Here is a 25,392-nt window from a genome sequence, read left to right as displayed (position 1 = left end):
TCATGGCAATCGTTAAATGCAAACCGACTTCCCCTGGCCGCCGTTTTGTGGTCAAGGTGGTCAATCAGGAGCTGCATAAAGGCGCTCCTTACGCTCCGCTGCTTGAGAAGAAGTCGAAGACTGGCGGTCGTAACAACAATGGTCGCATCACTACCCGTCATATCGGTGGTGGTCACAAGCAGCATTACCGCTTGGTCGATTTCCGTCGCAACGACAAAGATGGCATTCCAGCCACTGTCGAGCGTATTGAATACGATCCGAACCGTACTGCCCACATCGCTCTGATGCTTTACGCAGACGGCGAGCGCCGCTACATCATCGCCCCTAAGGGCGTGAGTGCTGGCGACCAGCTGATCGCTGGTATCATGGCTCCAATCAAGCCGGGCAACAGCATGCAACTGCGCAACATTCCAGTTGGTAGCACTGTGCACGGTATCGAGTTGAAGCCGGGTAAAGGCGCGCAAATCGCTCGTTCCGCTGGTGCTTCGGCTCAGCTGATTGCGCGTGAAGGTGTCTACGTGAGCCTGCGTCTGCGTTCCGGTGAAGTGCGTAAAGTCCTGGCTGAATGCCGTGCGACCCTGGGTGAAGTCTCGAACTCCGAGCACAGCCTGCGTTCGCTGGGTAAAGCTGGTGCCAAGCGCTGGCGTGGCGTTCGCCCAACCGTTCGTGGTGTTGCCATGAACCCGGTTGACCACCCACATGGTGGTGGTGAAGGTCGTACCTCTGGTGGTCGTCATCCGGTGTCTCCATGGGGCTTCCCGACGAAGGGCGCGAAGACTCGTGGTAACAAACGCACCGACAACATGATCGTCCGTCGTCGCAAGTAAATAGAGGGATACGACAGTGCCACGTTCTCTGAAAAAAGGTCCTTTTATTGATCTTCACCTACTGAAGAAGATCGAAGTGGCGGTGGAAAAGAACGATCGCAAGCCGGTGAAAACCTGGTCGCGCCGTTCCATGATCCTGCCGCAAATGGTCGGTTTGACCATTGCTGTACATAACGGTCGTCAACATGTCCCAGTTCTGGTGAACGAAGACATGGTCGGCCACAAACTGGGCGAATTTGCCGGCACTCGTACCTATCGTGGGCACGTGGCTGACAAGAAAGCCAAGCGTTAAGGGGTAGGGAAATGGAAGTAGCCGCTAAGTTGTCGGGCGCTCGCATCTCCGCCCAGAAAGCCCGCTTGGTCGCCGACCAGATCCGCGGGAAGAAGGTGGGCGAGGCGCTCAACCTCCTGGCTTTCAGCAGTAAGAAAGCCGCCGAGATCATTAAGAAAGTGCTGGAGTCGGCTGTAGCCAACGCCGAGCACAACGAAGGCGCAGACGTTGATGACTTGAAGGTCAGCACCGTTTTCGTCAACGAAGGGCGTTCGCTGAAGCGAATCATGCCGCGTGCCAAAGGCCGCGCTGATCGCATCGTCAAGCGGTCTTGCCATATCACTGTCAAGGTTGCGGACAAGTAACGGAGTCGATCAGATGGGTCAGAAAGTACATCCCATTGGCATTCGCCTGGGAATCGTCAAGGAGCACACCTCCGTCTGGTACGCCAGCGGTCGGACTTATGCGGACTATTTGTTCGCTGATCTGAAGGTGCGTGAGTATCTCCAAGACAAACTAAAAAGCGCGTCCGTAAGCCGGATCGACATTGCTCGCCCGGCTCAGACTGCACGTATCACCATCCACACTGCTCGTCCCGGTATCGTTATCGGTAAGAAAGGTGAAGATGTTGAGAAGCTGCGTCAGGACCTGACCAAGCAAATGGGTGTGCCTGTGCACATCAATATCGAAGAGATCCGCAAGCCGGAACTCGACGGTATGCTGGTTGCGCAGAGCGTAGCTCAGCAGCTGGAGCGTCGTGTGATGTTCCGTCGCGCTATGAAGCGCGCTGTACAGAACGCCATGCGTATTGGTGCCAAGGGCATCAAAATCCAAGTGAGCGGTCGTCTCGGTGGTGCTGAAATTGCACGTACCGAATGGTATCGCGAAGGTCGTGTGCCGTTGCACACCCTGCGTGCCGATATCGACTATGCCACGTACGAAGCGCACACCACTTACGGTGTGATCGGTGTCAAGGTTTGGATCTTCAAAGGCGAAGTAATTGGTGGCCTTAAAGAAGAACTGAAACCACAAGCACCTGCGCCTCGTAAAAAAGCTGCTAAGTAAGGGGTACGCCAAATGTTGCAACCAAAGCGTACGAAGTTCCGTAAGCAGATGACCGGCCACAACCGTGGTCTGGCTCAGCGCGGTAGCAAAGTCAGCTTCGGCGAGTTCGCGCTGAAGTCTGTTGCCCGCGGTCGTCTCACCGCCCGTCAGATTGAGTCCGCTCGTCGTGCTCTGACTCGTCACGTTAAGCGTGGCGGGAAAATCTGGATTCGCGTTTTCCCGGACAAGCCGGTAACCAAGAAGCCTCTCGAAGTGCGGATGGGTAAAGGTAAGGGTAGCGTTGAATATTGGGTAGCCCAGATCCAGCCAGGCAAGGTCCTGTATGAGATCGAAGGCGTTTCCGAAGAGTTGGCGCGTGAGGCTTTTGCCCTGGCTGCTGCAAAGCTGCCGCTCGCCACCACTTTTGTTAAGCGGACGGTGATGTGATGAAGGCGAATGAACTTCGTGAAAAATCAGCACAGCAGCTGAACGAGCAACTGCTCGGCCTGCTGCGCGACCAGTTCAATCTGCGTATGCAGAAAGCAACTGGCCAGTTGGGGCAGTCTCACCTGCTCTCGCAAGTTAAGCGCGACATCGCTCGTGTGAAAACTGTGCTCAACCAGCAGGCAGGTAAGTGATCATGGCTGAAGCCGAAAAAACAGTCCGTACGCTGACCGGCCGTGTGGTCAGCGACAAGATGGACAAGACCATCACCGTATTGATTGAGCGTCGCGTTAAGCACCCGATCTACGGCAAATATGTCAAGCGTTCGACCAAGCTGCACGCGCACGACGAAACCAACCAGAGCAAGATCGGCGACAAAGTTTCCATTCGTGAAACGCGTCCCGTAGCCAAGACTAAGTCTTGGGCGCTGGTTGAGATCCTCGAACGCGCAGTGGAAGTCTAAGGGCTAAGGGTCGGAGAAATTATATGATTCAGACTCAATCCATGCTCGACGTCGCTGACAACAGCGGTGCTCGTCGCGTTATGTGTATCAAGGTGCTGGGCGGTTCTCACCGTCGTTATGCTGGCATCGGCGACATCATCAAAGTGACCGTTAAGGAAGCAATTCCGCGCGGTAAAGTGAAGAAAGGCCAAGTGATGACTGCAGTAGTAGTCCGCACGCGTCACGGCGTTCGTCGCCCTGATGGCTCGATCATTCGCTTCGATGGCAACGCTGCTGTTCTGCTGAACAACAAGCAAGAGCCAATTGGCACTCGTATTTTTGGGCCAGTGACTCGTGAACTTCGTAATGAGAAGTTCATGAAGATCGTCTCGCTCGCCCCTGAAGTGCTCTAAGGAGATCCGACATGCAAAAGATTCGTCGTGACGACGAGATCATCGTGATCGCCGGTAAAGACAAAGGTAAGCGTGGCAAGGTGCTTAAGGTACTCGCTGACGACCGTTTGGTCGTTGGTGGGATCAACCTGGTAAAGCGCCATACCAAGCCGAACCCGATGTCGGGCGTTCAGGGCGGTATCATCGAGAAAGAAGCGCCTCTGCACGCTTCTAACGTTGCCATTTTCAATGGCGAAACCAGCAAGGCTGACCGCGTTGGTTTTAAAGTTGAAGACGGTAAGAAAATTCGTGTCTTCAAGTCGACCCAAAAAGCGGTTGATGCTTGAACACTGCTAGGTAGAAGACCATGGCACGACTAAAAGAGATTTACCGGAAAGAAATCGCGCCGAAGCTTAAGGAAGAACTTAAGCTCGCGAACGTGATGGAAGTTCCGCGCATTACCAAGATCACCCTTAACATGGGCCTGGGCGAAGCAATCGGTGATAAGAAAATCATCGAGCACGCTGTTGCCGACCTGGAAAAGATTACCGGTCAGAAAGTCATTGTGACTTATGCCCGTAAGTCGATTGCAGGCTTCAAGGTTCGTGAGGGCTGGCCGATTGGCGTCAAAGTTACTCTGCGTCGCGAAAAGATGTACGAGTTCCTGGATCGTCTGCTGTCTATCTCCCTGCCGCGCGTGCGTGACTTCCGCGGCCTGAATGCCAAGTCCTTCGATGGTCGTGGCAACTACAGCATGGGCGTTAAAGAGCAGATCATCTTCCCGGAAATCGACTACGACAAGATCGATGCTCTGCGTGGTTTGGATATTACCCTGACCACCACCGCCCGTTCGGATGATGAAGGTCGCGCCTTGTTGCGTGCTTTCAAATTCCCGTTCCGTAACTGATTGGAGTCCGATCATGGCCAAAACCAGCATGAAAAACCGCGAGCTGAAGCGTCAGCAAACGGTAGCTAAGTACGCTAAAAAGCGTGCTGAGCTGAAAGCTACCATCGCCGATCTGAACGCCAGTCCGGAAGCGCGTTGGGAAGCTCAAGTAGCGCTGCAGAAGCAGCCGCGTGACGCCAGCGCTTCGCGCCTGCGTAATCGCTGCCGCATTACCGGTCGTCCGCACGGCGTTTATCGCAAGTTCGGTCTGTCGCGTATCAAGCTGCGTGAAGCTGCAATGCGTGGTGATGTACCAGGTCTGGTTAAAGCCAGCTGGTAAAAAACAAAGCCGGCCTAGTGCCGGCTTTGTCTTATCTGTGAATCAAGCCCCTTTGGGGCTTGATTCATTTTTGATCAGTCTCTAGAATGCTCGGCTCGCCTGAGCCTGGGTTGGTTTTTCCAGAATTCTCAGCGACTGTAGCCGTAAGGCTAATTCTTTTTGTATCAGGAGCGTCTAGCCCATGAGTATGCAGGACCCGTTAGCGGACATGCTAACTCGTATCCGTAATGCCCAGATGGCTGAAAAGTCCGTCGTAAGCATGCCGTCTTCCACGTTGAAGGTGGCTGTAGCCAAAGTTTTGAAAGACGAAGGTTATATTGCGGGTTATCAGATCAGCGGTGAAGTTAAGCCGCAGCTGTCCATCGAGCTGAAGTACTTCGAGGGCCGTCCGGTTATCGAAGAAGTTAAGCGCGTGAGCCGTCCAGGCCTTCGCCAATATAAATCCTCTGATGACCTGCCGAAAGTTCGTGGCGGTCTCGGGGTTTCCATCGTCTCCACCAATAAAGGTGTGATGACGGACCGCGCTGCGCGCGCTGCCGGTGTCGGCGGCGAAGTGCTTTGCACAGTGTTCTAAGGGGGGAATAAGCATGTCTCGCGTTGCTAAGAACCCCGTTACGCTGCCCGCTGGTGTTGAGGTCAAACTCGCCGGCCAACAGCTTTCGGTAAAGGGTGCCAAGGGTACTCTCGAACTGAATGTTCACTCGTCCGTTGAAGTCCTGCATGAGGCCGGTGAGCTGCGTTTCGCTGCTCGCAATGGTGATCAGCAGACTCGCGCCATGGCCGGCACTACTCGTGCTCTGGTCAACAATATGGTGATCGGCGTCCACGCTGGCTTTGAGCGTAAGCTTCAATTGGTCGGCGTTGGTTACAAGGCGCAAGCCAAAGGTCAGGTGTTGAGCCTCTCTCTGGGCTACTCCCATCCGATTGAGTACGAATTGCCGGAAGGCATCGTGGCTGAGACTCCCAACCAGACCGAGATCCTGATCAAGGGTACGGACAAGCAAGTGGTTGGTCAGGTCGCTGCGGAGATTCGTGACTTCCGTCGTCCTGAACCTTATAAGGGCAAAGGTGTTCGTTACGCTGACGAAGTCGTCCGCCGTAAAGAAGCCAAGAAGAAGTAGGGCATAGCAAATGACCGACAAAAAAGTTACTCGACTGCGTCGCGCTCGCAAAGCACGCCTGAAAATGCACGAGCTCGAAGCCGTGCGTCTCTGCGTGTATCGCTCTTCGCAGCACATTTATGCCCAGGTCATTTCGGCCGACGGCAGCAAGGTTCTGGCCAGCGCCTCTACCTTGGACAAAGCACTGCGTGACGGCGCCACTGGCAACGTCGACGCGGCCAAGAAAGTTGGTGAGCTGGTTGCCGAGCGTGCGAAAGCCGCTGGTGTGACTCAGGTTGCATTCGACCGTTCTGGCTTCAAGTACCACGGCCGCGTCCAGGCGCTGGCTGATGCTGCTCGTGAAGGCGGGCTGGAGTTCTAAGTTATGTCAAATAACGACCAAAAGCGCGACGAAGGCTACATCGAGAAGCTGGTACAGGTTAACCGTGTTGCCAAAACCGTTAAGGGTGGCCGGATCTTCACTTTCACCGCGTTGACCGTGGTAGGTGATGGTAAGGGTCGCGTCGGTTTCGGCCGTGGTAAGTCCCGTGAAGTGCCAGCTGCTATCCAGAAGGCGATGGAAGCTGCTCGTCGCAACATGATTCAAGTAGATCTGAACGGTACAACCCTGCAGTACGCCATCAAGTCTAACCATGGCGCCTCCAAGGTTTACATGCAGCCTGCTTCGGAAGGTACCGGCATCATCGCCGGCGGCGCTATGCGTGCCGTTCTGGAAGTCGCTGGTGTGCAGAACGTTCTGGCTAAGTGCTACGGCTCGACTAACCAAGTGAACGTGGTTTACGCCACTTTCAAGGGTTTGAAAGCTATGCAGTCGCCAGGTTCTATTGCGGCCAAGCGTGGCAAGAGCGTCGAGGAGATTCTCTAATCATGGCTACTACCGTAAAAGTTACGCTGATCAAAAGCATGACCGGCCGCATCCCTAACCATAAGCTCTGCGTTAAGGGTTTGGGTCTGCGTCGCATCGGTCACACCGTAGAAGTACTGGATACTCCCGAGAATCGCGGGATGATCAATAAGGCTTACTACATGCTCCGCGTCGAGGGTTAATACATGTACCTGAACGATTTGAGTCCTGCGCCGGGTTCCCGTCGCGAGAAGCACCGTCCGGGCCGTGGTATCGGTAGCGGTTTGGGTAAGACTGGTGGCCGCGGCCACAAAGGTCAGACCTCCCGCTCCGGTGGCACCATTGCTCCGGGTTTTGAAGGCGGCCAGCAGCCTCTGCACCGCCGTCTGCCTAAGTTCGGTTTCGTTTCTTTGAAGGCTATGGACCGCGCACAAGTGCGTACTTCCGAGCTGAACAAGATCGAAGGCGGCATTGTTACTCTGCAGTCGCTGAAGGATGCCAACCTGATCAACCAAAACGTACAGCGTGTGAAAGTCATGCTGTCCGGTGAAGTTACTCAGGCAGTCACCCTTAAAGGTATCGCCGTCACCAAAGGTGCGCGCGCGGCTATCGAAGCAGCTGGCGGTAAGTTCGAGGAATAAATGGCTAAGCAAGGTGCTCTCTCAGCGCTCAGCAATGGCGGGTTATCCGAGCTCTGGGCTCGTCTGCGCTTTCTGTTAATGGCGATTATCGTCTATCGGATAGGTGCACACATCCCCGTTCCCGGTATCAACCCTGATCGGCTGGCGGACCTGTTTCGACAGAATGAGGGGACCATTCTTAGCTTGTTCAACATGTTTTCCGGCGGTGCGCTGGAGCGTATGAGCATTTTTGCACTGGGGATCATGCCGTATATTTCGGCGTCGATCATCATGCAGCTCATGACCGCTGTCAGCCCGCAGCTGGAGCAGTTGAAGAAGGAAGGTGAGGCTGGCCGTCGCAAGATTAGCCAGTACACCCGCTACGGCACCCTTGTCTTGGCTTTGGTTCAGGCTGTCGGCATGTCCGTTGGTCTGGCCAGTCAGGGCGTAGCGTTTTCGGTTGATTTCGGCTTCCACTTCGTTGCGGTCACCACATTTGTGGCGGGCGCGATGTTTATGATGTGGCTGGGCGAGCAAATCACCGAGCGCGGTGTTGGCAACGGTATTTCGATGCTGATTTTTGCAGGCATCGTAGCCGGTCTGCCGTCGGCGGTTGGGCAGTCTTTCGAGTCTGCTCGCCAGGGTGATATCAATATCTTTGCCCTGATCGCCATCGGTTTGCTGGCAGTAGCGATTATCGGTTTTGTGGTGTTCATTGAGCGTGGTCAGCGTCGCATTGCGGTGCACTACGCCAAGCGTCAGCAGGGTCGCAAGGTCTTTGCTGCGCAGACCAGCCACTTGCCGTTGAAGGTGAATATGGCGGGGGTTATCCCGGCCATTTTTGCCAGCAGCCTTCTGTTATTCCCGGCTTCGCTGGGTGCCTGGTTTGGTCAGTCTGAGGGTATGGGCTGGCTGCAGGATATTTCACAGGCTATCGCTCCTGGTCAGCCGTTGAACATTTTGCTGTTTAGTGCGGGAATTGTATTTTTCTGCTTCTTCTACACAGCGCTGATGTTTAACCCGAAAGACGTAGCGGAAAACCTGAAGAAGTCCGGTGCCTTTATTCCCGGTATCCGTCCAGGTGAGCAGTCTGCGCGCTATATCGATGGCGTGTTGACGCGTTTGACCATGTTCGGTGCTCTGTACATGACGGCCGTATGCTTGTTGCCCCAGTTCCTGGTGGTGGCTGCCAACGTACCGTTCTATCTTGGCGGGACCTCGTTGCTGATCGTGGTAGTGGTTGTGATGGACTTTATGTCGCAAGTACAATCGCACCTCGTTTCGCACCAGTACGAATCCCTGATGAAGAAAGCCAACCTGAAGGGCTACGGCAGCGGCATGCTGCGCTGAAGTCCATAAGGTTCGAGGAGTTGGTGATGAAAGTTCGTGCATCGGTGAAAAAGCTGTGCCGTAACTGCAAGATTGTTCGTCGCGAAGGTGTTGTTCGCGTGATTTGCAGCGCGGAGCCGCGTCACAAGCAGCGCCAAGGCTGAGTGTGAAGAAGTGATAAGCTCGGCAGCTAGTGCGCTGCCGGGTTGATTATTTGTTTTTACAGCGTTAATATCTCGCGCCCTATTTCTTGGCTTCCGGGGCGTAGGTAGCTGTCAATTGGAGTTCCACTGAATGGCCCGTATTGCAGGCGTTAACATTCCGGATAACAAGCACACTGTTATCTCGTTGACTTACATCTATGGTGTTGGTCGCACTACTGCACAGCAAGTCTGTGCTGCCGCCGGCGTTAATCCGGCTGCGAAAATCAAAGATCTCTCTGACGAGCAGATCGAGCAGCTGCGTGGCGAAGTAGCCAAGGTGAATACCGAAGGCGACCTGCGTCGTGAAGTGAACATGAAAATCAAGCGTTTGATGGACCTGGGTTGCTTCCGTGGTCTGCGTCATCGTCGCGGTCTACCGGTTCGCGGTCAGCGTACCAAGACCAACGCGCGTACCCGTAAGGGCCCGCGTAAGCCGATCCGCAAGTAATCGCATTCGCGCATCGACAGGAATTTAGTCATGGCAAAACCTGCTGCTCGTACTCGTAAGAAAGTCAAAAAGACAGTGGTTGATGGTATCGCCCACATCCACGCTTCATTCAACAACACAATCGTGACCATTACTGACCGTCAGGGCAATGCTCTGTCCTGGGCTACCTCTGGTGGTTCGGGTTTCCGCGGCTCGCGTAAAAGCACCCCGTTCGCCGCCCAGGTGGCTGCAGAACGTGCTGGTCAAGCTGCGCTGGAATACGGCCTGAAGAACCTCGACGTTAACGTCAAGGGTCCCGGTCCGGGTCGTGAGTCCGCTGTCCGTGCTTTGAACGGCTGTGGCTATAAGATCGCCAGCATCACCGATGTGACGCCCATCCCGCATAACGGATGCCGTCCTTCGAAGAAGCGTCGCGTGTAATCAGGAGACAGTGAGAAATGGCTCGTTACATTGGTCCCAAATGCAAACTGTCTCGTCGTGAAGGCACAGATCTTTTCCTGAAAAGCGGTGTACGCGCTCTGGAATCGAAGTGCAACATCGAAGCAGCCCCAGGTATTCACGGTCAGCGCCGTGGTCGTCAGTCTGACTACGGCACCCAGCTGCGTGAAAAGCAAAAAGTTCGTCGTATCTACGGCGTACTTGAGCGTCAATTCAGCGGTTATTACAAAGAAGCGGCCGGCAAGAAGGGCGCTACTGGTGAGAACCTGCTGCAACTGCTCGAGTGCCGTCTGGATAACGTGGTTTATCGCATGGGCTACGGCGCCACTCGCGCTGAATCCCGTCAGCTGGTATCGCACAAGTCGATCAGCGTAAACGGCAAAACTGTAAACGTTCCGTCCTACCAGGTTAAAGCTGGTGACGTTGTTGCAGTTCGCGAGAAGTCGAAGAATCAGCTGCGCATTGTTCAAGCTCTCGAGCTGTGTGCCCAGCGTGGCCGCGTTGAATGGGTAGATGTAGACACTGAGAAGAAGTCTGGCGTGTTCAAAAGCGTCCCGGCTCGCAGTGATCTCTCCGCTGACATCAACGAAAGCCTGATTGTCGAGCTCTACTCCAAGTAAGGGCTAGAAAATAGGTGCATCCATGCAGATTTCGGTAAATGAGTTCCTGACCCCCCGTCACATTGATGTGCAGGTGGTCAGTCCGACCCGCGCCAAGATCACTCTCGAGCCTCTCGAGCGTGGCTTTGGCCACACCCTGGGCAACGCGCTGCGCCGCATCCTGTTGTCCTCTATGCCTGGCTGTGCAGTAGTTGAGGCCGAGATTGACGGTGTACTCCATGAGTACAGCGCCATCGAAGGTGTTCAGGAAGATGTCATTGAAATCCTGCTCAACCTTAAAGGTCTGGCTGTCAAACTGCACGGTCGTGACGAAGTGACACTGACTCTGGCGAAGAAGGGCTCGGGTGTAGTTACCGCTGCCGATATTCAGCTGGATCACGATGTCGAAATCGTCAATGGCGACCACGTAATCGCCAATATGGCTTCCACTGGCGCGCTGAACATGAAGCTCACCATAGCTCGTGGTCGCGGCTATGAGCCGGCTGACGCTCGTCAGAGCGATGAAGACGAAAGCCGCAGCATTGGTCGCTTGCAGCTGGATGCTTCGTTCAGCCCGGTACGCCGTGTGTCGTACGTGGTGGAAAACGCTCGTGTTGAGCAGCGTACTAACTTGGACAAGCTGGTTATCGACCTGGAGACCAACGGTACTCTGGATCCTGAAGAGGCCATTCGTCGTGCCGCAACCATTCTGCAACAGCAGTTGGCTGCGTTCGTCGACCTCAAGGGTGACAGTGAGCCTGTTGTTATCGAGCAAGAAGATGAGATCGATCCGATCCTTCTTCGTCCAGTTGATGACCTGGAACTGACTGTACGTTCGGCTAACTGCCTCAAGGCAGAGAACATTTACTACATCGGTGATCTGATTCAGCGCACCGAAGTAGAATTGTTGAAAACGCCGAACTTGGGCAAGAAATCCCTGACTGAAATCAAGGACGTTCTGGCTTCTCGCGGTCTTTCCCTCGGTATGCGCCTCGACAACTGGCCGCCGGCAAGTCTGAAGAAAGACGATAAGGCGACTGCCTGATCGTCATCATCACCGAACGTGAGTTTGGTAAGGAATTGAACCATGCGTCATCGTAAAAGTGGCCGTCACCTCAGCCGCACCAGCGCACACCGCAAGGCCATGTTCCAGAACATGGCGGTATCGCTGTTCGAGCATGAGCTGATCAAAACTACTCTGCCGAAAGCCAAAGAGCTGCGTCGCGTTGCTGAGCCGCTGATTACTCTGGCTAAAGAAGACAGCGTTGCCAATCGTCGTCTGGCCTTCGACCGTACGCGTTCGAAAGCTATCGTCGGTAAGCTGTTCAACGACCTGGGCAAGCGCTACGCCACCCGTCAGGGCGGTTACCTGCGTATCCTCAAGTGCGGCTTCCGTACTGGCGACAATGCTCCAATGGCCTATGTTGAGCTGGTTGACCGTCCGGTCGCTGGTGCAGCTGTAGACGCTGAGTAAGTTGTTGGTTGTATAAAAAACCGGGCCTTGGCCCGGTTTTTTATTTCTAGTGGTGGTTAATATTGCGCACGCTGTGTTTGATATTGTGTGCGGGTGGTGGCTCGGGTAAGGTGCGTCGGTATTCCGTTCACGCCGCCTGGCGGCCCCTATAAGAACAATTCCCATCATGTCTGAACCTACCGCTTTAAGCTTGATCCCTCCTGCCGTCGTGCTGCTGTTGGCTGTATGGCTGCGCCGCCCCATCCTAGCCCTGATCTGCGGCGCCTCCGCTGGCCTGTTGCTGCTGTCTCCACAGGACGCGATGAGCAATTTCTCCGAGATTTCGCTCAAGGTTATGCAGGATGAAACCATTGGCTGGTTGATTCTGGTATGCGGCAGCTTTGGCGCTCTGATTGCTCTGCTGATCAGGACTGGTGGCGCCTTGGCCTTTGGTCGCGCTGCATTGCTGCTGGCCAAGGGCAAGCGTTCGTCCTTATTCATGACCTTCGTCCTTGGCCTGGTGATCTTCGTTGATGATTACCTCAATGCCCTGACAGTCGGTGAGACCATGAAGCGGGTCACTGACCGTTTCCGTATCTCTCGCGAGAAGCTGGCCTATGTAGTGGACTCTACTGCGGCGCCTATTTGTGTGTTGGTACCGCTGTCGACCTGGGCGGTGTTCTTCGGCGGGCTATTGGAAAACAATGGCATCGCCGCCACGGGGCAGGGCATTGCCACTTATATTCAGGCTATTCCGTACATGCTTTATGCCTGGGCCGCGGTGCTGTTGGTGCTGTTGGTAGTGCTCGGTTTAGTGCCGGATATTGGCCCGATGCGCACGGCTGAGATGCGTGCTCAGCATGGCTCCGCCGGCGCTATGCGCGTGGGTGAGCTGAACCCCGAACAGAACTTTTCGATGAAATCCATGGAAGAGGAGTTTGAAGGGGCCAACAAGGAAAGCGGCAAGCTTTATAACTTCTTAGTGCCGTTGTTGATGTTGGTGGGCTTTACCATTTACTTCGATATCGACGTGTGGATGGGCATGATCGCCACCATGCTGCTGACCGTTCCCTTCTACATGGTTCAGCGTCTGATGCCGTTGGCGGAAATGCTTGAGCAGATGATGGACGGCTTTAAAACCATGTTGCCTGCTATCGGCATCTGCGTTGCTGCCTTTATCTTCAAGGATGTCTGCGATCAACTGATGCTGCCGCAGTACGTGGTGAATAGCCTCAAGCCCTACATGACCCCGCAGATGCTGCCGGCTATGGTGTTTCTGTCTATGGCGGTGCTGTCCTTTGCCACTGGTTCGTCCTGGGGCATCTTTGCCGTGACCATTCCGATCGTCATGCCGCTGGCCTTTGCGCTGGAGGCCGATGTGCCATTGGTGATAGGTGCGTTGATGTCGGCCTCGGCCTTCGGCAGTCAGGCCTGCTTCTACAGCGACTCCACCGTGCTGGCGGCGCAAGGTTCGGGTTGCAACCTGATCAGTCATGCGGTGACCCAGTTGCCTTACACCCTGATCGCCGCAGCGCTGGCGTTTGTCGGCTTTATCCTGGTGGCCTAAGGATGTCTCCGCGTCAGTCGCGTTGCTGACGCCTGAGCCAAGCGCCTCCTTTATGGAGGCGTTTGGTTTTCTGCTTGACCGGCCTGCGGGCGGGGGGGAGCATGGTCGTCTGTTTATGCCGTGTGTTTAAGGATTTGCCCCATGAAAGGTCATGTAGAAGTCATTGATTACCTGAAAATGCTGCTTAAAGGCGAGCTGGCGGCGCGTGATCAGTATTTTGTGCATTCGCGCCTGTACGAGGACTGGGGCTTCAGTAAATTGTACGAGCGCATCAACCATGAAATGGAAGAGGAGACTCAGCACGCGGATGCGATCCTCAAGCGTATTCTGTTTCTTGAGGGCACGCCGGACATGGTTGCCGATAGCTTTAGCTTCGGGCAGACCGTGCCGGAGATGCTTAAGCTCGACCTGGCGTTGGAGTACCAAGTGCGTGCGGCCTTGAGCAAAGGCATTGCGCTATGTGAACAGCACCAGGACTATCAGAGCCGGGACATGCTGCTGGTTCAGCTCAAGGACACCGAGGAGGATCATGCTTACTGGTTGGAGGTTCAACTGGGGTTGATCGATAGAATTGGCCTAGAGAACTACCTGCAAGCGCAGATGTAAGAGGTTCTTCGATAACAAAAAGCCCCGGTTTTCCGGGGCTTTTTGTTATCGCCTACTGACTAACGGGGCGCGACTAGTCGCGGTCGCGTTCCAGCAGCGGCTTGAGGAAGTAGCCGGTATGCGACTGTGGCATTTCGGCGACTTCTTCGGGCGTGCCACAAGCAATAATCTGCCCGCCTTTGGATCCGCCTTCCGGGCCGAGGTCGACCAGCCAGTCGGCGGTCTTGATCACGTCGAGGTTATGCTCGATCACTACCACGGTGTTGCCGTGATCGCGCAGGCGATGCAGCACGTCGAGCAGCTGCTGGATATCGGCGAAGTGCAGGCCAGTGGTCGGCTCGTCGAGGATATACAGGGTCTTGCCGGTGTCGCGCTTGCTCAGCTCGCGGGAGAGTTTTACCCGTTGCGCTTCGCCGCCCGATAGGGTCGTCGCGCTTTGTCCCAGCTTGATATAGGACAGGCCGACATCCATCAGCGTCTGCAGCTTGCGCGCCAGCGCTGGCACTGCATCGAAGAACACTCGGGCTTCCTCGATGGTCATGTCGAGCACTTCTGTGATGCTCTTGCCCTTGTACTTCACTTCCAGGGTTTCGCGGTTGTACCGCTTGCTCTTGCACACGTCGCAGGGCACGTAGATGTCCGGCAGGAAGTGCATCTCGACCTTGATCAGGCCGTCGCCCTGGCAGGCCTCGCAGCGCCCGCCCTTGACGTTAAAGCTGAAGCGCCCTGGGCCGTAACCGCGTGAGCGTGATTCCGGCACGCCAGCGAACAGCTCGCGAATTGGGGTGAACAGGCCGGTATAGGTCGCCGGGTTGGAACGTGGCGTACGGCCAATTGGGCTCTGGTCGATGTCGACTACTTTATCGAGATGCTGCAGGCCGTCGATGCTGTCGTGCGCGGCAGCTTCCAGGGTCGTCGCGCCGTTAAGCGCAGTGGCGCTCAGCGGGTAGAGGGTATTGTTGATCAGGGTCGACTTGCCCGAGCCGGATACGCCGGTCACGCAGGTCAGCAGACCAATCGGAATGTCCAGGTCGACATTGCGCAGGTTGTTGCCGCGAGCCCCTTTAATCTTCAGCGAGAGTTTTGGGTCGCGCGGTGTGCGCTTGCCCGGCACGGCGATTTTCACCCGGCCGGAGAGGTACTTGCCGGTCAGTGAGTCCGGGTGCGCCATGACTTCGGCGGCAGTGCCCTGGGCGACGATCTGGCCGCCATGCACGCCAGCCCCTGGGCCAATATCCACCACGTAGTCGGCCATGCGGATGGCGTCCTCGTCGTGTTCCACCACGATCACTGTGTTACCAATATCGCGTAGGTGGCGCAGGGTGCCAAGCAGGCGCTCATTGTCGCGCTGATGCAGGCCAATGGACGGTTCGTCGAGGATGTACATGACCCCGACCAGGCCGGCGCCAATCTGGCTGGCCAGTCGGATACGCTGCGCCTCGCCGCCGGAAAGGGTGTCGGCGCTGCGGTCCAGGGTCAGGTAGTCGAGGCCGACGTTGACCAGAAACTGCAGGCGCTCGCGGATTTCCTTAAGGATTTTTTCAGCGATTTCACCGCGACGGCCCGGCAAGGCCAGGCTGCCGAAATACTCGGTGGCATCGCCAATCGGCATGCCGCTGACGGCGGGCAGGGTTTTCTCACCGACCCATACGTGGCGAGCTTCGCGGCGCAGGCGGGTGCCCCGGCAATCTTGGCAGGCCTGCGTGCTGAGGAACTTGGCCAGCTCTTCACGCACGCTGGTGGATTCGGTTTCGCGGTAGCGCCGCTCCAGGTTCGGCACGATGCCTTCAAAGGGGTGTGAGCGCTTGACGATATCGCCACGGTCGTTGAGGTATTTGAAGTCGACGTTCTGTGTGCCGCTGCCGAACAGGATGCACTTCTGGTGCTCGGCGCTGAGTTCGTCAAACGCGACTTCCAGGCTGAAACCGTAATGTGCGGCGAGTGAGCCGAGCATCTGGAAGTAATAGACGTTGCGCCGATCCCAGCCGCGGATTGCGCCCTCGGCCAGGGTCATCTCGCCATTGACCAGGCGCTTGGTGTCGAAGAACTGTTTAACCCCGAGGCCATCGCAGGTCGGGCAGGCGCCGGCCGGGTTGTTAAAGGAAAACAGCTTGGGCTCCAGCTCGCTGATCGAGTGGCCGCAGGTCGGGCAGGCGAAGCGCGCGGAGAAGATGATCTCCTCGTCTGGTTCACCTTCCATGGGGGCGATCAAGGCTAATCCATCCGCCAGTTTCAATGCGGTTTCGAAGGATTCCGCCAGGCGTTGCTGCAGATCGCCGCGGGCTTTGAAGCGGTCAACCACGGCATCGATGCTGTGTTTTTTCTGCTTGTCGAGCTTGGGCAGCTCATCCAGTTCGTAAATCTTGCCGTTGACCCGCACGCGCACGAAGCCTTGGGCGCGCAGCTCGTCGAAGATCGCCAGGTGTTCGCCTTTGCGCTCGCGAATCACCGGGGCCAGCAGCATCAGCTTGCTGCCTTCGGGCAGGGCTAGAACCTGGTCGACCATCTGGCTGACGGTTTGCGCTTCCAGTGGCAGGTCGTGGTCCGGGCAGCGCGGAATGCCGGCGCGGGCGTAGAGCAGGCGCAGGTAGTCATAGATTTCGGTGATGGTGCCGACGGTCGAGCGCGGGTTGTGCGAGGTGGATTTCTGTTCAATGGAGATTGCCGGCGACAGGCCTTCAATGGTGTCGACGTCGGGTTTTTCCATCATCGACAGGAACTGCCGGGCGTAGGCCGACAGCGACTCGACATAACGGCGCTGCCCCTCGGCATAGAGGGTGTCGAAGGCCAGCGATGACTTGCCAGAGCCAGACAGGCCGGTGATCACGATCAGCTTGTCGCGCGGCAGGGTCAGGTCGATATTTTTCAGGTTATGGGTGCGCGCACCCCGGATCAGAATCTTGTCCACAAACAGCAGCCTCGCATGGCGGGCGGAAAACCAACGAGTATACGGGGCCAAAGGCGGGCGCGGCAAAGCGTCACTGCTGTGCCGCGCCCATTGAGGCTGCTAGAATCGCCGCCTATTTCGACAGGGCGTTTCCTATGCATGATCCGCACAGCGAGCGCATGAGCGGCAGTGAAACCCGCGCGGCCGGTGGCCTGGCGTTGGTATTCGCGTTCCGCATGCTCGGTATGTTTATGGTGCTACCGGTGTTGGCGACCTATGGCATGGAGTTGCAGGGCAGCACGCCTGCCTTAATCGGCCTGGCCATCGGTGCCTATGGGCTGACTCAGGCGTTTTTGCAGATTCCTTTTGGTATGCTCAGCGACCGCATCGGCCGCCGCCCGGTGATCTATGCCGGGTTGGTGATCTTTGCCGCCGGTAGTCTGCTGGCGGCGAATGCCGACTCGATCTGGGGGGTGATCGCCGGGCGCGTGCTGCAAGGTGCCGGGGCGATCTCGGCGGCGGTGATGGCGCTGTTGTCTGATCTGACCCGCGAGCAGCATCGGACCAAGGCCATGGCCATGATCGGCATGAGCATCGGGCTGTCCTTTGCCGTGGCGATGGTGGTGGGGCCGCTGCTAACCCGCGCTTTTGGTTTGTCTGGATTGTTTCTCGCCACTGCGGCCATGGCGCTGCTGGGTATCGTTATCGTTGCAGGCCTAGTGCCGTCTTCCGCCGGACCGTTGCAGCATCGCGAGTCGCGGGTGAGCACGCAGGCGTTGCTGCCGACGCTCAAGCACGCCGATCTGCTGCGTCTGGATCTCGGCATTTTGGTGCTGCATGCCATCCTGATGGCCAGCTTTATCGCCTTGCCGCTGGCGCTGGTGGAGCAGGGCGGGCTGGCCAAGGAGGAGCATTGGTGGGTCTACCTGACTGCGCTGCTGGTTGGGTTCTTCGCCATGGTGCCGTTTATCATCTACGGCGAGAAAAAGCGCCGCATGAAGCAGGTGCTGCTCGGCGCGGTGAGCGTACTGCTGCTGTGTGAACTGTTCTTCTGGTGGTTTGGCACCAACCTGCGCGCGCTGGTGCTGGGCACTGTGGTGTTTTTCACCGCGTTCAACCTGCTGGAGGCGTCGCTGCCTTCGTTGATCAGTAAAGTCGCGCCGGCCGGTGGCAAAGGCACGGCAATGGGGGTGTACTCCACCAGTCAGTTCCTCGGTGCGGCCATCGGCGGCATCCTCGGTGGCTGGTTGTATCAGCACTACAGCTTGTCGGGCGTGTTCGCCGGCTGTGCCTTACTGGCTCTTTTTTGGCTGGCCTTTGCTGTTACTATGCGCGAACCGCCGTATGTAACCAGCCTGCGCCTGCCGCTTTCAGCGGCAGCCTTGCGAGAAGCTGGGTTGGCCGAGCGTTTACAGGCAGTGCCCGGAGTGGCGGATGCCGTAGTGGCGCGTGATGAAGCGGCCATCTATATCAAAGTGGATACCCAACAATTGGATCGTACGTCCCTTGAGCGCCTGATAGAGCCGGCGCCGGTGACGTGCTGACAGCCTAGGAGAACGTTATGGCCCGTGGGGTTAACAAAGTCATTCTGGTCGGTACCTGCGGACAGGACCCGGAAACCCGCTACCTGCCAAATGGCAACGCGGTCACCAACCTGAGCCTGGCCACCAGCGAGCAGTGGACCGACAAGCAAACCGGGCAGAAGGTCGAGAAGACCGAATGGCACCGCGTTTCGATGTTCGGAAAAGTTGCGGAAATCGCCGGTGAATATCTGCGTAAAGGTTCGCAGGTGTATATCGAAGGCAAGCTGCAAACCCGTGAGTGGGAAAAAGACGGCATCAAGCGTTACACCACTGAAATCGTTGTGGATATGCAGGGCACCATGCAGCTGCTCGGCGGTCGTCCGGACAACACCGGTGGCGATTCCGCGTCGCGTCAGCAGCGTCCGGCTGCGCCTCAGCGCGCGCCACAGCAACCTGCGCCGCGCCCAGCCCCGCAGCCGGCGGCTCAGCCTGCGCCGGACTTCGACAGTTTTGATGACGATATCCCGTTCTGATTAGCTGAGTTAGCGTTCAATTATGCGTATGCGGCTAATGCTGTTGGGTGGCGGTAATGCGTTAGGGCAGGCGTTGATCCGCCTTGGCGCTGAAGAAGACATCAGTTTTCTCGCACCCAGGCCGCCGGAATCGGGCTGGGATCCTGCCAGCCTGACCCAGTTGCTGGATGACACCCGTCCAGATGCCTTGATCAACCTTGCCTACTACTTCGACTGGTTCCAGGCCGAAAACGTCAGCGAGGCGCAATTTGCTGCCCAGGAGCGCTCTGTCGAGCGTCTGGCGGAGTTGTGCCAGCATCACCAGATACGACTGCTGCAACCGTCCAGCTATCGCGTCTTCGATGGCGTGCGCGCCACCGCCTACAGCGAGAAGGAAGAGACTCAGCCGCTTGGCGTGCGTGGGTCGGCACTCTGGCGTTTCGAGCAGCGCGTGCGCGCCACCTGCCCGCGGCATGTGTTGCTGCGTTTTGGCTGGCTACTGGACGACAGTGCCAATGGCTTGCTCGGGCGTTTTCTTGTGCGCGCCGCAGAGGATTCGCCGCTGCTGTTGGCCGATGACCGGCGGGGTAACCCGACTCCGGTCGACGATGCCGCCCGGGTGATTCTTGCGGTACTCAAGCAGCTGGATTGCCAGACGCCCTTGTGGGGCACCTACCATTACGGCGGGCATGAGGCAACCACGTCGCTGGCGCTGGGGCAGGCCGTGCTCAGTGAGGCGCGCAACTTTCGTAGCAACCTTATCGACGAGCTGAGCCCGCAGGCCCACAGCGCCCGTACGGATGCTGCCGAAGAACCGCAGCATGCGGTGTTGTCCTGCAAGAAAATTCTGCACACCTTCGGTATTAAGCCGCGCGCCTGGCGCTCGGGTTTGCCGAGCCTACTGGATCGCTACTACCGCCATGTCTGATTCCCGCCCTATCTTGGTTACTGGGGGAGCCGGCTTTATCGGCTCGCATTTGGTCGACGCGTTGCTGGCGCAGGGTCGCCATGTGCGTGTGCTGGATAACCTGTCGATGGGCCGGCTGGAGAACCTGCCGCTGGATAATCCCCGGCTGCAGTTTATTCAGGGTGACGTGGCCGATGCGGTTGTCGTGGCTCAGGCGGTTGCCGGCTGTGCGGCTGTGGCGCACTTGGCTGCGGTGGCCTCGGTGCAGGCGTCGGTGGACGACCCGGTGAGCACCCACCAGAGCAATTTTGTCGGCACCTTGAACGTCTGCGAGGCGATGCGCCTGCATGGCGTCAAGCGCGTGCTGTTTGCCTCCAGTGCGGCGGTCTACGGCAATAATGGTGAGGCCCTGGCGATTGATGAGGATACGGCGAAGGCTCCGCTGACGCCCTATGCGGCTGACAAGCTGGCCAGTGAGCAGTACCTGGATTTCTACCGCCGCCAACATGCTCTGGAGCCGGCGATCTTCCGCTTCTTCAATATCTTCGGGCCGCGCCAGGATCCGTCGTCGCCGTATTCTGGGGTGATCAGCATCTTCACTCAGCGCACCCAGCAGGGTCTGCCGATCAGCGTGTTTGGTGATGGTGAGCAGACCCGTGACTTCTTTTTTGTCGCCGATTTGGTGCACGTGCTGATGCAGGCACTGAATGCGCCGCAAGTGGTGGCGGGGGCGGTGAATGTCGGCTGGAATCAGGCGGTTAGTTTGAACCAGTTGCTGGCAGAAATTGGCCAGCTATGCGGCGGCTTGCCTGCCGTTAGTTACCAGGCGCCGCGTGCCGGCGATATTCGCCATTCGCGCGCGAATAACCAGCGTTTGCAAGCGCACTATCAGCTCCCCCAAGCAACGCTTATGCAAGAAGGTTTGCGGCGTTTGTTAGCGCAGTCTTGAGGTGTAGGTAAACGAACAAGCCGGCCACCTAGGCCGGCTTTTTTCTGCCGTTTAGTCTTAGAACTTGTAGCCCAGACCGACCATGTAAACGAGCGGGTCGACATCGACGTCGACTTTAACCTTCTGGCCGCCGAATGAGGTGGTGCCGGTGGTTTCGATATCGATGTAACGCACTTGGGCATTGAACATGATGTTGTCAGTCAGCAGGTAGTCCATGCCCACTTGCGCCGCCAGGCCCCAGGAGTCCTGCATATCCAGCCCGCTGAAACCTTTGCTTTGCGCCTCGCTGCTTAGCTTGGTGTCGAAGAACCAGGTGTAGTTAATGCCTGCGCCGACGTAGGGCTGGAAGGCTGAGCCGGCATCCAGCGGGTAGTACAGCACGCTCAGGGTTGGCGGCAGGTGCTTGAGTTCACCCAAGTTGCCGTTCAGGCCCGCGAAAGCACCGGGCATGCCTTTTACGCCCACGTTATGGCTGAACGGGGTGGCTGCCAGTAGCTCAATGCCGATGTTGTTGGTCAGCATGTAGGCGAAGTTCAGGCCCAGCTGGGTGTCGCTGTCCAGGGTCGCCTGGGTGCCGGCCACGTCAGTGTTAAGCGCACCCACCCAGATGTCACTGCTGCTTTCCTGCGGGTCAACGCTGATGGCCCCGGCACGTACGATAATCTCGCCTGCCTGGTGCGCCTGCGCCAGCGGGGTAGCGATGGTCAGAGCCAGCAGTGAGGCGGTAAAAAGTGAAGTACGCATGGTGTGCTCCCATAAAGCATCGGTTCGTATTGGCTGAGCGCAATGTTAGGGGCGCGGAAAAAGCGACTGTTGATCCAGCTCAATAAAGTAGTTAGCTATCTATTTCTTCGTGTTGGTGGCTTTAGATCGCATGGCTCGCGAGCCATGGCTGGAAATGCTTGGCTGTGCGGGTTGCTTGCGATGAAGATGCGGTTGATAATGGTTCTCTTTACTGTCGCATTTAACAAGGAATGCCCCATGATCCCTCTGCCGAAGCGCCTGCTGGCAGTCGCTCTGGTTCTGGTCAGTGCGCCACTTGCGGCCACTTCTCTGGATGCCGCACTGGATGAAAGTCAGCAGCTGGCTAGCGAGGCCAAGGCCTCGCAAGCGCGTATCGATCAGCTTGATGACAGCAGTCGGGAAATGCTTAGCGAGTACCGCAACGCCCTGCAGCAGGCCGAAGCCCTGCAGGGTTACAACGCTCAGTTGCGCGAGCTGGTCGCGGCGCAGCGCAAGGAGCTGGCCGGTTATCAGCAGCAGCTGGACGGCATTGAGCGCACGCAGGAGGCGGTGACGCCGCAGATGCGCCGCATGGTTGAGGTGCTGGGCGAGTTCATTGCCGCTGACCTGCCGTTCCTTCCCGATGAGCGCAGTGACCGTTTGGCGCAGTTGCAGGATCTGCTGCCGCGTGCCGATGTCAGCCTGGCGGAAAAATACCGGCGCATTCTTGAGGCGTACCAAGTGGAGAGCGATTACGGCCGCACTCTGGAAGCCTGGCGCGGTGAGCTGCCGAGTGAAGGTGTCTCGCGCAGTGTCGAGTTCCTCCGTCTGGGTCGGGTGATGCTGTACTTCCAAACCCTCGATGGCCATGAAAGCGCTTGGTGGAACCCGCAATCCCGTAGCTGGCAAATCCTCGATGGCAGTGCGCGTCGCCCATTGCGCCAAGCCATTGCGATTGCCCGTCAGGAGCAAGCGCCTACCTTGCTTGAACTGCCCGTGAAATCCCTGGTGCTGGAGGCCAAGCAATGAGTCGTCGTGTTCTCGCTTTTACTCTGGCGCTGCTGCCCGCCCTGGCTGGTGCTGCCGAACCCCTGAGCCCAGATCAACTATTGCAGCGCATCCGCAGTGAGCGCGCCGCAGAAGTCAGCGCCATGCACAGCCGTGAGCAGGCGTTTATTGCCGAGCGCGGCGAGCGTGCGCAACTGTTGGCCACTGCGCGTAGCGCCCTGGCCACGCAGAAGGCTGAAGCCGAACGGTTGAAGGCCGAGTTCGACCGTCAGGAAAGCCTGCTGGCCGAACAGGAAAAGCTACTGACCCAGCGCGTCGGTCACCTCGGTGAGTTGTTCGGTGTGGTGCGGCAAAGTGCCGGTGATGTGGCGGGGCAGTGGCAAGACAGCCTGCTCAACGCCCAATACCCCAAGCGCCTGGCCAGTCTCAAGGCGCTGGCTGAGAGTCGCACGTTGCCATCGGCCGCTGATCTCGACGGCTACTGGATGCTGCTGCTTGAAGACCTGATTGCTAGCGGCCGGGTCGAGCAGTTGCAGTTGCCGGTGGTCGCGGCGGATGGCACACGTACGCCGCAAAACGTGCTGCGCGTCGGCGCGTTTTCCGCCTATGGTGCTGATGCGTTCCTGCGCTACGACGCCGATGCGGGCGAGCTGCTGGCACCGCCGCGTCAGCCGTCCGGGTTCGGCCAGGTGGCGGATTACCTGGACAGTAGCGACACCGTTGCCAGCCTGCCAGTTGACCCGAGTCGCGGCACGTTGCTGGCGCAGTTGCAGCGTCAGCCTGGGTTGTGGGACCGCGTCCAGCAAGGTGGTTTGGTCGGTGGGGTGATTCTTGCCCTGGGCCTGTTTGGTCTGCTGTTGGCGCTCTGGCGCATGGTCTTTTTGACCCGTGTGGGCCGGGGCGTTAATGCACAGATGCATGACCTCAGTGCGCCGCGTGCGGATAACCCGTTGGGGCGGATCATCGGTGTGTTGGGGCCCAAGCCGCAATTGTCCGACCTGGAAACCCTGGAGCTCAAGCTCGATGAGGCGATCCTGCAGGAAACCCCGCCGCTGGAAAAAGGCCAGGGCTTGCTCAAGCTGCTCTGTGCCGTGGCGCCGCTACTCGGTCTACTGGGTACTGTGACCGGCATGATCGTCACCTTTCAGGCGATTACTCAAGGCGGCGGCGGTGATTCGCGGTTGATGGCCGATGGTATCTCGCAAGCGCTGGTCACCACCGTGCTGGGCCTGGTGGTGGCGATTCCGCTGCTGTTCCTGCACACCCTGTTGGCCAGTCGCAGTAAGGGTTTGATCCAGCTGCTTGAACAGCAGAGTGCCGGCTTGATTGCCCTGCACCTGTCAGGCGCTCCGCGTCGTGACTGATTGGCTGGCGCTGTGGTTGCGCCTGGTTGACAGCAGCCATGCCCTGCTCGATTTCATGAGTGCGGGCGGCGTGGTGATGTGGGCGCTGGCGGGGCTCTGCGTAGTGTTCTGGACCCTGGTGTTCGAGCGCTTCTGGTACATGCGTCGAGTCTTTCCGGAGTGGGTGCGCGAGCGCCGTCAGGCCTGGCAACAGGTGCTCAGTGATGACCCCGGCAACTGGCAGCGGGCGGTGCGCAGTGCCTGGCTGGCGCAAGCGCAGCAGCACTTGCTCGGGCCGTTGCGCCTGGGTAAGACCCTGGTGGCGATGTACCCGCTGCTGGGCTTGCTCGGCACGGTCAGTGGCATGGTCGCGGTGTTTGACGTGTTGGCCATCAACGGCACCGGCAACCCGCGCGGCATGGCCGCTGGTGTCTGGCAGGCGACCCTGCCGACCCTGGCCGGCATGGTGCTGGCAATTACTGGATTGTTCAGCCTGGCGCGTCTTGAACGTGACGCGCGCCGGGCACTAGAGCGGCTGGCTGACCAGCTGCGGCATGACTGAGATAACTGACATGAGAATGCGTCGTCACCACCAGCAAGACGAAGACACCGGCATCGACCTGACACCGATGCTCGACGTGGTCTTTATCATGCTGATCTTCTTTATTGTTACCAGCTCCTTTATCAAGGAAGCCGGTGTAGAAGTGCAGCGGCCCCAGGCAGAAACTGCCAGCCCGCAGGACAAAGGCAATATCCTTATCGCCATCACCGCCGACGGGCAGGTGTGGATGGACAAGAAAGTCGTCGATGTGCGCAGTGTGCGTGCGCATGTTGAGCGTATGCGCGTCGACCAGCCGGACGGCGCGGTGGTGGTGCAGGCCGATCAAGACGCGCGCACGGGGTTGGTGGTGCAGGTGATGGATCAGGCGCGTCTGGCCGGTGTGCAGGATGTGGCCTTGGCCGCTACGGCGGGAACGCACTGATGCGTTTGCCCCTGTCGTTTGCTGCCGCCTGCGTGATGGCGCTGGCGCTGTTTGGCCTGATGCTTTACATGGTCGCGCCGCCCAGCAGCCAGCCCAGCGATGAGCCGCTGACGGTGGCCAATTTCGTCCGTCTGGACGGTAAGGTCAGTGAGGCCGCGACGCGTAGCCGGCAACAGGCACCGCAGCCACCACAGCCGCAGACGCCACCAGCACCGACCCCGCCGACGCCAATGGCCGCCACCCCCAGTGCCAATCTACCAGCGCTGGATTTGCCCGTGCCGAGCCTGAGCAGCGCTGTCGCGGTTAACAGCGCCCCCACGCCGAGTTTGGCCGGGCTGGCAGCGGGGGCTGCGGCACCGAGCGCCCCGGCACCCAGCGCTGCCGACGGACAACCCGCGGGCCCGGAGAGCGAGGTGATGCCGCTCAATGATGTCAGCCCGGAGTACCCGCGCTATGCCCTGCAGCGCGGTATTGAGGGGCACGTGAAACTGGCGTTCACCATTAACCGCGCCGGGACAGTGGAAAACGTCCGGGTGGTTGAGGCTTCCCCGCAGAACGTATTCGAGCGTGAGGCGCGGCGTGCGGCCGTGCGTTGGCGTTTTGCACCGCGTACTGAGGGTGGTTTGGCGGTGGCCCGTGAGGCGGTGAAAACCTTGTACTTCCGCTTAGAGGGAGGCCGCTGA

General features: G+C 58.0%; 37 protein-coding genes. 35 read left to right on the top strand and 2 right to left on the bottom strand.

The genetic code is table 11. The features are described from left to right. The first annotated feature begins 2 nt into the window (after positions 1-2). From rplB to bfr, 26 genes are all read left to right on the top strand, one after another. Positions 3-827: a 50S ribosomal protein L2 gene (gene rplB, locus Q0V31_RS03490; protein ID WP_298184545.1), complete on the top strand. Its 825-nt coding sequence runs from the start codon at positions 3-5 to the stop codon at positions 825-827. A 16-nt stretch (positions 828-843) separates the two neighbouring features. Next, complete coding sequence (gene rpsS / locus Q0V31_RS03485; protein ID WP_010486981.1) at positions 844-1,119, top strand: 30S ribosomal protein S19; 276 nt, start codon at positions 844-846, stop codon at positions 1,117-1,119. Positions 1,120-1,130: 11 nt separating this feature from the next. Then, positions 1,131-1,463 (top strand): 50S ribosomal protein L22, encoded by a 333-nt coding sequence (gene rplV, locus Q0V31_RS03480; RefSeq protein WP_003210077.1) that lies wholly within the window; start codon positions 1,131-1,133, stop codon positions 1,461-1,463. A 13-nt stretch (positions 1,464-1,476) separates the two neighbouring features. Further along, entirely contained in the window at positions 1,477-2,163 is a 687-nt protein-coding gene (gene rpsC, locus Q0V31_RS03475) for a 30S ribosomal protein S3 (protein ID WP_069519907.1), read from the top strand. 12 nt (positions 2,164-2,175) lie between these two features. Next, positions 2,176-2,589 carry a 50S ribosomal protein L16 gene (gene rplP / locus Q0V31_RS03470; RefSeq protein WP_042552939.1) on the top strand — a complete coding sequence of 138 codons (414 nt, stop codon included), beginning with the start codon at positions 2,176-2,178 and terminating at the stop codon, positions 2,587-2,589. Then, positions 2,589-2,780: a 50S ribosomal protein L29 gene (gene rpmC / locus Q0V31_RS03465; RefSeq protein ID WP_002555481.1), complete on the top strand. Its 192-nt coding sequence runs from the start codon at positions 2,589-2,591 to the stop codon at positions 2,778-2,780. The genes rplP and rpmC overlap by 1 nt, the downstream gene beginning before the upstream one ends. A gap of 2 nt (positions 2,781-2,782) precedes the next feature. Continuing rightward, on the top strand, positions 2,783-3,049 hold the full coding sequence (gene rpsQ / locus Q0V31_RS03460) for a 30S ribosomal protein S17 (RefSeq protein ID WP_090243097.1): 267 nt from the start codon (positions 2,783-2,785) through the stop codon (positions 3,047-3,049). A gap of 23 nt (positions 3,050-3,072) precedes the next feature. After that, a complete protein-coding gene (rplN, locus tag Q0V31_RS03455; RefSeq protein WP_014854220.1) occupies positions 3,073-3,441 on the top strand; it encodes a 50S ribosomal protein L14 in 369 nt (122 codons plus the stop codon). Positions 3,442-3,452: 11 nt separating this feature from the next. Beyond that, positions 3,453-3,767 carry a 50S ribosomal protein L24 gene (gene rplX / locus Q0V31_RS03450; protein WP_274087708.1) on the top strand — a complete coding sequence of 105 codons (315 nt, stop codon included), beginning with the start codon at positions 3,453-3,455 and terminating at the stop codon, positions 3,765-3,767. Positions 3,768-3,787: 20 nt separating this feature from the next. Further along, positions 3,788-4,327, top strand: coding sequence for a 50S ribosomal protein L5 (gene rplE / locus Q0V31_RS03445; protein ID WP_298184537.1), 540 nt, complete (start codon positions 3,788-3,790; stop codon positions 4,325-4,327). Positions 4,328-4,340: 13 nt separating this feature from the next. Continuing rightward, entirely contained in the window at positions 4,341-4,646 is a 306-nt protein-coding gene (gene rpsN / locus Q0V31_RS03440; protein WP_090243102.1) for a 30S ribosomal protein S14, read from the top strand. A gap of 181 nt (positions 4,647-4,827) precedes the next feature. Continuing rightward, on the top strand, positions 4,828-5,220 hold the full coding sequence (gene rpsH, locus Q0V31_RS03435) for a 30S ribosomal protein S8 (protein WP_090243103.1): 393 nt from the start codon (positions 4,828-4,830) through the stop codon (positions 5,218-5,220). Positions 5,221-5,233: 13 nt separating this feature from the next. Beyond that, on the top strand, positions 5,234-5,767 hold the full coding sequence (rplF, locus tag Q0V31_RS03430; protein ID WP_090243104.1) for a 50S ribosomal protein L6: 534 nt from the start codon (positions 5,234-5,236) through the stop codon (positions 5,765-5,767). 10 nt (positions 5,768-5,777) lie between these two features. Continuing rightward, a complete protein-coding gene (gene rplR, locus Q0V31_RS03425) occupies positions 5,778-6,128 on the top strand; it encodes a 50S ribosomal protein L18 (protein ID WP_079204532.1) in 351 nt (116 codons plus the stop codon). Positions 6,129-6,131: 3 nt separating this feature from the next. Continuing rightward, positions 6,132-6,632, top strand: coding sequence for a 30S ribosomal protein S5 (gene rpsE / locus Q0V31_RS03420; RefSeq protein WP_090243105.1), 501 nt, complete (start codon positions 6,132-6,134; stop codon positions 6,630-6,632). A 2-nt stretch (positions 6,633-6,634) separates the two neighbouring features. Beyond that, complete coding sequence (gene rpmD / locus Q0V31_RS03415) at positions 6,635-6,814, top strand: 50S ribosomal protein L30 (RefSeq protein ID WP_090243106.1); 180 nt, start codon at positions 6,635-6,637, stop codon at positions 6,812-6,814. Positions 6,815-6,817: 3 nt separating this feature from the next. After that, positions 6,818-7,252 (top strand): 50S ribosomal protein L15, encoded by a 435-nt coding sequence (rplO, locus tag Q0V31_RS03410; RefSeq protein WP_090243121.1) that lies wholly within the window; start codon positions 6,818-6,820, stop codon positions 7,250-7,252. Then, positions 7,253-8,581 carry a preprotein translocase subunit SecY gene (secY, locus tag Q0V31_RS03405; RefSeq protein WP_298184531.1) on the top strand — a complete coding sequence of 443 codons (1,329 nt, stop codon included), beginning with the start codon at positions 7,253-7,255 and terminating at the stop codon, positions 8,579-8,581. Positions 8,582-8,607: 26 nt separating this feature from the next. Beyond that, positions 8,608-8,724, top strand: coding sequence for a 50S ribosomal protein L36 (gene rpmJ, locus Q0V31_RS03400; RefSeq protein WP_014854209.1), 117 nt, complete (start codon positions 8,608-8,610; stop codon positions 8,722-8,724). Positions 8,725-8,854: 130 nt separating this feature from the next. Further along, positions 8,855-9,211, top strand: coding sequence for a 30S ribosomal protein S13 (gene rpsM, locus Q0V31_RS03395; RefSeq protein ID WP_298184526.1), 357 nt, complete (start codon positions 8,855-8,857; stop codon positions 9,209-9,211). Between the two features lie 30 nt (positions 9,212-9,241). After that, the gene (gene rpsK, locus Q0V31_RS03390; protein WP_013789773.1) at positions 9,242-9,631 is read left to right on the top strand and encodes a 30S ribosomal protein S11; all 390 of its coding nucleotides are present in this window, start codon (positions 9,242-9,244) and stop codon (positions 9,629-9,631) included. 17 nt (positions 9,632-9,648) lie between these two features. Beyond that, positions 9,649-10,269 carry a 30S ribosomal protein S4 gene (gene rpsD / locus Q0V31_RS03385; RefSeq protein WP_298184524.1) on the top strand — a complete coding sequence of 207 codons (621 nt, stop codon included), beginning with the start codon at positions 9,649-9,651 and terminating at the stop codon, positions 10,267-10,269. A 22-nt stretch (positions 10,270-10,291) separates the two neighbouring features. Next, complete coding sequence (gene rpoA / locus Q0V31_RS03380; RefSeq protein ID WP_136665573.1) at positions 10,292-11,293, top strand: DNA-directed RNA polymerase subunit alpha; 1,002 nt, start codon at positions 10,292-10,294, stop codon at positions 11,291-11,293. Between the two features lie 42 nt (positions 11,294-11,335). After that, complete coding sequence (gene rplQ / locus Q0V31_RS03375) at positions 11,336-11,722, top strand: 50S ribosomal protein L17 (RefSeq protein WP_069519894.1); 387 nt, start codon at positions 11,336-11,338, stop codon at positions 11,720-11,722. A gap of 166 nt (positions 11,723-11,888) precedes the next feature. Continuing rightward, on the top strand, positions 11,889-13,268 hold the full coding sequence (locus tag Q0V31_RS03370) for a Na+/H+ antiporter NhaC family protein (protein WP_298184523.1): 1,380 nt from the start codon (positions 11,889-11,891) through the stop codon (positions 13,266-13,268). A 141-nt stretch (positions 13,269-13,409) separates the two neighbouring features. Then, on the top strand, positions 13,410-13,874 hold the full coding sequence (bfr, locus tag Q0V31_RS03365; protein ID WP_298184522.1) for a bacterioferritin: 465 nt from the start codon (positions 13,410-13,412) through the stop codon (positions 13,872-13,874). 73 nt (positions 13,875-13,947) lie between these two features. On the opposite strand, the gene uvrA is transcribed toward bfr, so the two are convergent. Further along, positions 13,948-16,782: an excinuclease ABC subunit UvrA gene (gene uvrA, locus Q0V31_RS03360; protein ID WP_298184521.1), complete on the bottom strand. Its 2,835-nt coding sequence runs from the start codon at positions 16,780-16,782 to the stop codon at positions 13,948-13,950. 134 nt (positions 16,783-16,916) lie between these two features. Between uvrA and Q0V31_RS03355 the strand changes: the two genes are divergently transcribed. From Q0V31_RS03355 to Q0V31_RS03340, 4 genes are read left to right on the top strand one after another with little or no spacing between them, the layout of a single operon-like run. After that, positions 16,917-18,305 carry an MFS transporter gene (locus Q0V31_RS03355; RefSeq protein WP_298184520.1) on the top strand — a complete coding sequence of 463 codons (1,389 nt, stop codon included), beginning with the start codon at positions 16,917-16,919 and terminating at the stop codon, positions 18,303-18,305. A 17-nt stretch (positions 18,306-18,322) separates the two neighbouring features. Next, on the top strand, positions 18,323-18,817 hold the full coding sequence (locus Q0V31_RS03350; RefSeq protein WP_298184518.1) for a single-stranded DNA-binding protein: 495 nt from the start codon (positions 18,323-18,325) through the stop codon (positions 18,815-18,817). Positions 18,818-18,839: 22 nt separating this feature from the next. Next, positions 18,840-19,724 (top strand): sugar nucleotide-binding protein, encoded by an 885-nt coding sequence (locus Q0V31_RS03345; RefSeq protein WP_298184516.1) that lies wholly within the window; start codon positions 18,840-18,842, stop codon positions 19,722-19,724. After that, positions 19,717-20,652 carry an NAD-dependent epimerase/dehydratase family protein gene (locus tag Q0V31_RS03340; protein ID WP_298184514.1) on the top strand — a complete coding sequence of 312 codons (936 nt, stop codon included), beginning with the start codon at positions 19,717-19,719 and terminating at the stop codon, positions 20,650-20,652. The genes Q0V31_RS03345 and Q0V31_RS03340 overlap by 8 nt, the downstream gene beginning before the upstream one ends. A 57-nt stretch (positions 20,653-20,709) precedes the next feature. Here Q0V31_RS03340 and Q0V31_RS03335 read toward each other — a convergent pair whose 3' ends face one another. Beyond that, complete coding sequence (locus Q0V31_RS03335; protein ID WP_298184512.1) at positions 20,710-21,396, bottom strand: OmpW family outer membrane protein; 687 nt, start codon at positions 21,394-21,396, stop codon at positions 20,710-20,712. A 237-nt stretch (positions 21,397-21,633) separates the two neighbouring features. Between Q0V31_RS03335 and Q0V31_RS03330 the strand changes: the two genes are divergently transcribed. From Q0V31_RS03330 to Q0V31_RS03310, 5 genes are read left to right on the top strand one after another with little or no spacing between them, the layout of a single operon-like run. Continuing rightward, positions 21,634-22,404: a DUF3450 domain-containing protein gene (locus tag Q0V31_RS03330; RefSeq protein ID WP_298184510.1), complete on the top strand. Its 771-nt coding sequence runs from the start codon at positions 21,634-21,636 to the stop codon at positions 22,402-22,404. Further along, the gene (locus Q0V31_RS03325; protein ID WP_298184508.1) at positions 22,401-23,747 is read left to right on the top strand and encodes a MotA/TolQ/ExbB proton channel family protein; all 1,347 of its coding nucleotides are present in this window, start codon (positions 22,401-22,403) and stop codon (positions 23,745-23,747) included. Before Q0V31_RS03330 ends, Q0V31_RS03325 begins: the two co-directional genes overlap by 4 nt. After that, positions 23,740-24,288, top strand: a complete 549-nt coding sequence (locus Q0V31_RS03320; protein ID WP_298184506.1) for a MotA/TolQ/ExbB proton channel family protein — start codon at positions 23,740-23,742, stop codon at positions 24,286-24,288. Before Q0V31_RS03325 ends, Q0V31_RS03320 begins: the two co-directional genes overlap by 8 nt. Before the next feature lie 10 nt (positions 24,289-24,298). Further along, on the top strand, positions 24,299-24,709 hold the full coding sequence (locus Q0V31_RS03315) for a biopolymer transporter ExbD (protein ID WP_298184504.1): 411 nt from the start codon (positions 24,299-24,301) through the stop codon (positions 24,707-24,709). After that, on the top strand, positions 24,709-25,392 hold the full coding sequence (locus tag Q0V31_RS03310) for an energy transducer TonB (RefSeq protein ID WP_298184495.1): 684 nt from the start codon (positions 24,709-24,711) through the stop codon (positions 25,390-25,392). The genes Q0V31_RS03315 and Q0V31_RS03310 overlap by 1 nt, the downstream gene beginning before the upstream one ends.

This window comes from uncultured Pseudomonas sp. (assembly GCF_943846705.1).
Taxonomy (GTDB): Bacteria; Pseudomonadota; Gammaproteobacteria; order Pseudomonadales; family Pseudomonadaceae; genus Aquipseudomonas.
The sequence above is the reverse complement of the archived record's forward strand: the minus strand, read 5'-3'. Positions and strand labels throughout refer to the sequence as shown.